Raw genomic sequence first — 8,225 nt, 5'->3', positions numbered from 1 at the left:
CCTTGCCGGATCGCCGCGAGCGGTTCGCCGGTGACGACCGAGAAATTCCAGCACTGGTTGTTGAACGAAGAGGGCGCGCGCATTGCGACCTCCAATATCTCCGCGATCAGCGCCTTGGGGACGGGCTTGTCGAGAAAGCCGCGGATCGAGCGGCGTCCGACAACGACCTCGTCATAACCCACAGCGTTCGTCACGCGGCCTTGCGCATTTCCAGCCGGTCCCAGATTTCGGCGAGCGCCTGTGTCAATTCGCGCATCATCGCTTCGTCATGCGCGGGGCCGGGGGTGAAGCGCAGCCGTTCGGTGCCGCGCGGGACGGTCGGGAAATTGATCGGCTGGACATAGACGCCATATTCGGCGAGCAAAATGTCGCTGATCTTCTTGGCGCGCACCGGATCGCCGACCATCAGCGGGACGATATGCGTGGTCGAATCCATCACCGGCAGGCCTGCGTCGCGGAAACATTGCTTCAGGTAAGCGGCCGCCTGCTGCTGCGCGTCGCGTTCGACGCTTGACGATTTCAGATGCCGCACGCTGGCGAGCACACCCGCGACGAGCACCGGCGACAGGCTGGTGGTGAAGATGAACCCCGGCGCATAGCTGCGGATCACGTCGATGATATTCTTGTCGGCGGCGATATAGCCGCCCATCACGCCAAACGCCTTGCCCAGCGTGCCTTCGATGATCGTCACCCGGCCCGCCGCTTCGTCGCGGTCGGTGATGCCGCCGCCGCGCGGGCCATACATGCCGACGGCATGGACTTCGTCGCAATAGGTCAGCGCATTATATTTGTCGGCAAGGTCACAGATCGCGTGGATCGGGGCGACGTCGCCGTCCATCGAATAGACGCTTTCAAATGCGATCAGTTTGGCCGCCTGCGGATCGTCGGCGGCCAGCAGTTCCTCAAGATGTTCGAGGTCGTTGTGGCGCCACACGCGCTTTTCGCAGCCCGAGTTGCGGATGCCTGCGATCATCGAGGCGTGATTCAATTCGTCCGAATAAATGATGCAGTTGGGAAGCAGCTTGCCGAGCGTCCCCAGCGTTGCCTCGTTCGAGATATAGCCCGACGTGAAAAGCAGCGCGCCTTCCTTGCCGTGCAGGTCGGCGAGTTCATGTTCGAGGTCGACATGATAGTGGGTGTTGCCGCCGATGTTCCGCGTGCCACCCGACCCGGCGCCGACGTCGTGCAGCGCCTCTTCCATCGCCTCGACCACCTTGGGGTGCTGCCCCATCGCCAGATAGTCGTTCGAGCACCACACGGTGATCGGCTTCGGCCCATTGTGCCCGGCAAAGCAGCGTGCGTTCGGGAAAGCGCCCTTGTTGCGCAGGATGTCGATGAAGACGCGGTAACGTCCTTCTTCGTGCAGCCGGTCGATCGCGCGTGCGAAAATATCGTTGTAGTTCACGTGTCAGCCCCGCAGTCAGGTGCCATCCAGGCCTTGGGCCGCTCCCTCCGGCGGCTGTTAACAAGCGGGCCAATAACGCCGAATCCCGCCGAAATCCAGTGCGAACGATTCGCATCTATAGGGCAAATTGTCCTATCAGATCGTCTCGATCGCGCCGATGCCGAACGGGGCCAGTGCGGCGAGCGGCGGGGGCGTGCGATCCTGGCTGCGCGTGAACACGGCCAGCCCCGGCGACGCCGCGCCGGGCCAACGCTGTCCATCGGTCAGGTAGGCGATCCGCCGCGCGATGCCCGCGGCGCCGTCGATCAGGCGGACATCGGGCCCGAACGCGGCCTGCAATTCGTCGCGCAGCAGCGGAAAATGGGTGCAGGCAAGGACGACGACGTCGAGTGCGTCGCCGCCCGGCTGGTCGCGAAGCCCGGCCACCGCGCGCGCGATGACCGACGGGTCGATCGCCGCGCCCCGCAGCTTCGCCTCGGCGCCGGTGACAAGGCCGGGGCTGCCGTGGCGGAGCAATGTCTTGCCGCCCGCGAACCGGGCGCCAAGGTCATCGACATAGGGCTGGCGCACCGTCGCTTCGGTGCCGAGCACGCCGATGACCCCGCTGCGCGTCAGTTCAGCAGCAGGCTTGATCGCCGGCACGGTGCCGACGATCGGCAGGTCGAGCGCGGCGCGAACATGCGCCAGCGCAATCGTCGAGGCGGTATTGCACGCGATGACTGCGAGCCGCGGCTGATACCGTTCGACCAGCCGCCCGAGCAGCGCCGGGACGCGTGCCGCCAGTTCCTCGTTGCTTTTCCCCCCATAGGGCAGGCCAGCATAGTCGGCGGCATAGACGAAGGGCGCGGTGGGCAGCAGCGCGCGGGTGGGGCCGAGCACGGTCAACCCGCCAAGGCCGCTGTCGAAAAAGAGGATCGGGGCGTCGGGGGTCGGGGCGTTCATCGCGTCCGCCTAGCAGGCAGGCCGGACCGCTATCAAATCCATTTTGACGTGCATCGCGTCCGAATCCGTTGATTGCTAGGCGCAACATCGCCACACTGGCGCCGAACGAAGCGGGGATTGCATGACGATATTCTTCCTGGTTGCTGCCGGCTATCTTCTGGGTTCGATCCCCTTTGGCGTCATCCTGACGCGGCTGTTCGGCGCGGGCGACCTGCGCCAGATCGGGTCGGGCAATATCGGTGCGACCAATGTCCTGCGGACGGGGCGCAAGGGACTTGCCGCCGCGACGCTGATCCTGGACGGTGCCAAGGGCGCGGTCGCGGTGTTGCTGGCGCGCCAGTTCGCGCCCGAACTCGGCGACCATGCCGCAATGATCGCGGGCGCCGCGGCGATGATCGGCCACTGCTATCCGGTCTGGCTGAACTTTCGGGGTGGCAAGGGGGTTGCGACGCTGCTCGGGCTGGCGCTGGCGCTCGCCTGGCCGATCGGGCTGGTTTTTGCGGTCGTATGGATCGGCGCGGTGCTGCTGCTCCGCATCTCGTCGCTGGGCGGCATGTTGGGCGCCGTTTCGGCGCCCGCTGCCGCGCTGGCATTCGGTTATCCGGTTTACGCCATCGGTCTTGCGGGGCTGGCCGTGATCGTGCTGTGGCGCCATCGCGAAAATATCGCGCGGCTGCGCGCGGGCACCGAACCGCGCATCGGCGGAAAGAAAGAGACCGCGTGACGCACGCCGAGCGGCTGGCGCGGCTGCGGCTGATCCGCACGCCGCACGTTGGGCCGGTGAGCTGGCATCAGCTGATGCAGCGCTTCGGATCGGGTGAGGCCGCGCTCGCGGCGCTGCCCGACCTTGTGCTGCGCGGCGGGGCGGGCAAGGCACGCGTTGCCCCCGCCGACGTCGCCGAGCGCGAGGTGGATCGCGTCGCGAGCCTGGGCGCGCGGCATGTCTTTTACGACGAGGACGACTATTCCCGGCTACTCGGCGAGGTCGAGGGCGCACCGCCGGTGCTCGTTGTCCGCGGCGATGCGGCGATGCTGCGTCGGCCGTGCGTCGCGATCGTCGGCGCGCGCAACGCCTCCGCCGTCGCTTGCCGCTTTGCCCGCCAGCTCGCCGCCGATCTCGCGGCGCGCGACGTGACCGTCGTCAGCGGCCTGGCGCGCGGTGTCGACACCGCGGCACACGTCGGGGCACTGGGCGGCGCGACCGTGGGTGTGATCGCCAGCGGGATCGACATCGCCTTTCCGCCCGAAAATGCCGCGCTCCAGGAAAAGCTCGCAAGCGACCAGCTGCTCGTCGCCGAACAACCGCCGGGCGCCGAACCGCTCGCTCGTCATTTTCCGTCGCGGAACCGCATCATTGCGGGGCTGGCGCACGGCACAGTCGTAATCGAGGCGGCGCCGCGGTCGGGTTCGCTGATCACCGCCCGGCGCGCGGGGGATTATGGTCGCGAGGTGATGGCGGTGCCGGGATCGCCGCTCGACCCCCGCGCACAAGGCTGCAACATGCTGATCCGCGAGGGGGCAACGCTGATCCAGACCGTGGACGATGTGCTGGAAGCGGTCGGACCGATCGACGCGCGGATGGTGCGCGAACCAACGCCCCGTTTTGTCGCTGCCCTCCCGCAAACCGATGCAAGCGACGGGGCGCGTCGGGCGCTTGTCGACCTGCTCGGCCCGACTCCGGTCGCGGTCGACGAACTGGTGCGGCAATCGGGACAGGCGGCGTCGGCTGTGCAGCTGGTGCTGCTCGAACTCGAGTTGGCGGGCCGCGTCGAGCGCCATGCCGGCGCCAGGGTTTCGCTCGTGTGACGGACCGCACAGCGCCCTAAGTTTCGACAATCTAACGCTTCATCACGGTTCAGCCACGGTTCAGCGGCCGATCCGCAGGTTGATGATATTATATCACATGATGGGGAGTGGAATGATGCGAAGCCGATTGCTCACAGGCGTCACAATGCTGGCAATGCTCGCTTCGGCGCCGGCGCCAATCCCGCTCGCCCTCGCGCATTCCGGCACCGCTTCCGACCAGGGTTTTTGCCGCAACGCCGCGCCGCTACCGCCGCTCGCCGCCGAAGTCGGCTCGCAACCGCAGCAGCACAACGGCGGGATCAAGACCAGCGGGCGCAGCAAGGGCGACCGTGAAGAGATGATGGCCGAGCCCGCCCCCCCGCCACCTCCGCCGCCTCCTCCACCGCCTCCGCCGCCTATGGCACCGCCGCCGCCGATCTCCACGGGTGCCGACGATGTCGGGGAAATTGCGGTGACCGGATCGCGCATCGCTGCCCCGGCGATGGATTCGGCCGCGCCGGTGACGACCATTGGGTCGGACGGCTATTCGGACGAGCGGTCGGCAAAAGCCCCGGTGCCAGGATCGGCGGCGGATTTGCGCATTCCGCCGCCCCGGCCTTACCCCCGTCCACAGCCGCAGCCGCAATCGGGCATCCTGACTGCGGGCGAGCACGACGATCTGCTCAACCCCGAACTTTATGCAGCTTATGTGGGCCGCAGCGGCGATATGGGGCAGGAGGTCCGAAACCTGCCGCGCGTCGATACGACGCGGGTGGTGACGGTCAAGGTTCAAGACCGCCGCGGCCAGCCGCTCCCCTTCGCCGACGTCGTCGTGACGTGCAGCGACGGCAACAGCATTACGATGGCGACGCAGGCCGACGGCAGCGCGGTCTTTTTTCCTGGCCTCGACCGGCTGAGCGAGCGGATCACCGTTTCGGCGCACAAGGCTGGACGAACGATCGCCGACGCGCGGCCGGTGCTGGTGTCAGATGCGGCGGGCGGCCAACTGGTCGGACTTACCGCAAACCAGGCGGCGATCCGGCCGACCAAACTGGACCTGATGCTGGTGGTCGACACGACCGGCAGCATGGGTGACGAGATCAACTTCCTTCAGGCCGAACTGCGCTCGATCATCGCGGCGATCACCGCGAAGCATCGCGACCTCGACATCCGCATCGGTTTTGTCTTCTACCGCGACATCGGCGACGATTATGTCACCCGGACGATCGCCTTTGATCGCGACATCGGGCGGGTGCAGGGCGCGCTGGCACGGCAGGACGCGAATGGTGGCGGCGATTATCCCGAAGCGATGGATCAGGCGATGATCCGGGCGGTCGGACAGGACTGGCGTCCCGACGCGGTCAAGTCGCTGCTGCTTGTCGCCGATGCGCCGCCGCACGACGACAAGTTCGCCCGGACCTGGGCGGCGGCCGAAGCCGCGCGCGCCAAGCGCATCCATATCACGCCGGTGGCCGCGTCGGGCGTTGCCGACAAGGCCGAATATGCGATGCGCGCGATGGCGGCGGCGACCCAGTCACGCTATCTGTTCCTGACCGACGACAGCGGGGTGGGCAACCCGCACGCCCCGCCGGCGGTCGATTGCTATCTGGTGACCAAGCTTGACGCGCTGGTCCGCCGCGTGATCGACAGCCAGATCAGCGGTCGCCGCGTCGAGCCCGAAGACCAGGAAATCATCCGCAGCGTGGGCCGATATGACGCGGGCAAATGCGTCCTGCCCGCCGACTTCAAATGGCAGAAGGGCGGATGAAAAATCCAGCTTGACGGAATCAAGCTATCCCCGCCACCCTCGCGCGTACATGTGAGAGCCGGTGACGGGGATAGATTTTTAATGCAATTGGTAATTGTGGAATCGCCTGCAAAGGCGAAGACGATCGAGAAATATCTCGGTCGCGACTTCAAGGTATTGGCAAGCTACGGTCATGTTCGCGACCTGCCGCCCAAGGACGGATCGGTCGATCCCGATGACGGCTTTGCGATGCAGTGGCAGCTGTATCCCGACAAGACAAAGCGGATGAAGGAAATCCAGGACGCGGCGAAAAGCGCCGACCGCCTGATCCTGGCGACCGACCCTGATCGCGAAGGCGAGGCGATCAGCTGGCATGTGCAGGAATTGCTGCGCAGCAAAAAGGCGCTGCCCGCGTCGGTCGATCGTGTGACGTTCAACGCGATCACCAAGCAGGCGGTGACCGATGCGATGGCGCATCCGCGCGCGCTCGACGACGATTTGATCGACGCCTATCGGGCGCGTCGCGCGCTCGACTATCTGGTCGGTTTCACCCTGTCGCCGGTGCTGTGGCGCAAGCTGCCCGGCGCGAAATCGGCGGGCCGCGTCCAGTCGGTGACGCTGCGAATGATCGTCGAACGCGAACGCGAGATCGAAGCCTTTGTTGCGCAGCAATATTGGTCGGTCACCGGCCTGTTTGAGATGTCGGGCACACCGTTCAAGGCGCGCCTCGCGCGCTGGCGCGGCGACAAGATCGAGCGGCTGTCGATCACCAGTGAAGCCGATGCCCATGCCGCCGAAGCCGATGTGAAGGCAGGGCATTTCACCGTCGACGTCGTCGAAACCAAGCCGCTGACGCGCAATCCGCCGCCGCCGTTTACGACGTCCACCTTGCAACAGGAAGCCGCCCGCAAGCTCGGCTTTTCGGCCAGCCACACGATGCGGATCGCGCAGGGCCTGTATGAGGATGGCGCGATCACCTATATGCGTACCGATGGCGTCCAGATGGACGGCAGCGCGATCAGCGCGGCGCGCAAGGCGATCGCAACCCGTTATGACGGCGGCTATGTCCCCGACCAGCCGCGGCAGTATCAGACCAAGGCGAAGAATGCGCAGGAAGCGCATGAAGCGATCCGCCCGACCGATTTTTCCAAGGACAAGGCTGGCGGCGGCGATCATGCCCGCCTTTACGATCTGATCTGGAAGCGCGCGATGGCGAGCCAGATGGCGTCGGCGCGGCTTGAACGCACCAGCATCGACCTGACCGACGGCACCGGCAAGACGATGTTGCGCGCGACCGGGCAGGTGGTGAAGTTCCCCGGCTTCCTGGCGCTCTATGACGAAGGCCGTGACGACAGCGAGGATGAGGATGCGCGGCTGCTGCCCGCAATGGCAAAAGGCGATGCGCCCGCCAAGACGGGCATAGAGGTCGAAAAGCACGAAACGCAGCCGCCCCCGCGCTATTCGGAGGCGAGCCTTGTCAAGAAGATGGAGGAGCTCGGGATCGGGCGTCCGTCGACCTATGCGTCGATCCTGCAAGTGCTGAAGGACCGCGCCTATGTGACGGTCGAGAAGAACCGCTTCATCCCAGAAGAAAGCGGGCGATTGCTCACCGCCTTCCTCGAACGTTTCTTTGAACGCTATGTCGGCTATGACTTCACCGCGGGACTTGAGGAGGAACTCGACGATGTGTCGGGCGGCCGCGCGCAGTGGCAGGCGGTGCTCGAACGTTTCTGGCGCGACTTCAAGCCGCGCACCGGCGAGGTGATGGAACAGAAGCCATCGGAAATTACCGCCGCGCTCGATGAGTTCCTCGGCTCCTATCTTTTCCCCGACAAGGGCGATGGCAGCGACCCGCGCCTGTGTCCCAATTGCGGCACCGGACGCCTCGCGCTGCGTGGCGGCAAGTTCGGGCCGTTCATCGCGTGCAGCAATTATCCCGACTGCAAATTTACGCGCAAATTCGCGCAACCCGGCGGCAATGGCGAAGCCGATACCGGCCCCGAAACGCTCGGCACCGATCCCGACAGCGGGCTGGAAGTCACGAAGCGCAGCGGGCGCTTCGGTCCCTATATCCAGCTCGGTGACGGCAAGGAGGCGAAACGCTCGTCGATCCCCAAGGACATCCCCGGCGAGGATTTCGATCTCGACTATGCGCTCCGGCTTTTGAGCCTGCCGCGCGAGGTGGGGGCGCATCCCGAAAGCGGCAAGCCGATCATGGCGGGGCTGGGGCGCTATGGCCCCTATCTGCTCCATGACGGCAAATATGCGAAGCTGACCGGCACCGCCGAGATCTTTGACATCGGGATGAACGCTGCGGTCGTCCGCATCGCCGAAGCCGCGGCGGGC

The 8,225-nt window shown here is 65.9% G+C and carries 7 protein-coding genes; 4 read left to right on the top strand and 3 right to left on the bottom strand.

Features of this window, described 5'->3' with window-relative positions; translation table 11 throughout:
- The 3 genes from A3E77_RS04420 to murI form a co-directional block, all read right to left on the bottom strand.
- Positions 1-194: nitroreductase family protein (locus tag A3E77_RS04420; protein ID WP_293643627.1), on the bottom strand; the 194-nt coding region annotated here is incomplete at its 3' end.
- Positions 191-1,405, bottom strand: coding sequence for a 5-aminolevulinate synthase (gene hemA / locus A3E77_RS04415; RefSeq protein ID WP_293643626.1), 1,215 nt, complete (start codon positions 1,403-1,405; stop codon positions 191-193). The genes A3E77_RS04420 and hemA, both read right to left, overlap by 4 nt.
- A gap of 135 nt (positions 1,406-1,540) precedes the next feature.
- Entirely contained in the window at positions 1,541-2,347 is an 807-nt protein-coding gene (murI, locus tag A3E77_RS04410) for a glutamate racemase (RefSeq protein ID WP_293643625.1), read from the bottom strand.
- Positions 2,348-2,468: 121 nt separating this feature from the next.
- On the opposite strand from murI, the gene plsY reads away from it, so the two are divergent.
- From plsY to topA, 4 genes are all read left to right on the top strand, one after another.
- Complete coding sequence (plsY, locus tag A3E77_RS04405; protein WP_293643624.1) at positions 2,469-3,071, top strand: glycerol-3-phosphate 1-O-acyltransferase PlsY; 603 nt, start codon at positions 2,469-2,471, stop codon at positions 3,069-3,071.
- Entirely contained in the window at positions 3,068-4,153 is a 1,086-nt protein-coding gene (gene dprA / locus A3E77_RS04400) for a DNA-processing protein DprA (RefSeq protein WP_293643623.1), read from the top strand. The genes plsY and dprA overlap by 4 nt, the downstream gene beginning before the upstream one ends.
- Positions 4,154-4,298: 145 nt before the next feature.
- Positions 4,299-5,900 (top strand): vWA domain-containing protein, encoded by a 1,602-nt coding sequence (locus A3E77_RS04395; protein WP_293643622.1) that lies wholly within the window; start codon positions 4,299-4,301, stop codon positions 5,898-5,900.
- A gap of 81 nt (positions 5,901-5,981) precedes the next feature.
- Positions 5,982-8,225 (top strand): type I DNA topoisomerase (topA, locus tag A3E77_RS04390; protein ID WP_293643621.1); only part of this gene is annotated, 2,244 nt, incomplete at its 3' end.

The sequence above is a fragment of the Sphingopyxis sp. RIFCSPHIGHO2_12_FULL_65_19 genome, from assembly GCF_001830555.1.
GTDB lineage: Bacteria > Pseudomonadota > Alphaproteobacteria > Sphingomonadales > Sphingomonadaceae > Sphingopyxis.
The sequence above is the reverse complement of the archived record's forward strand: the minus strand, read 5'-3'. Positions and strand labels throughout refer to the sequence as shown.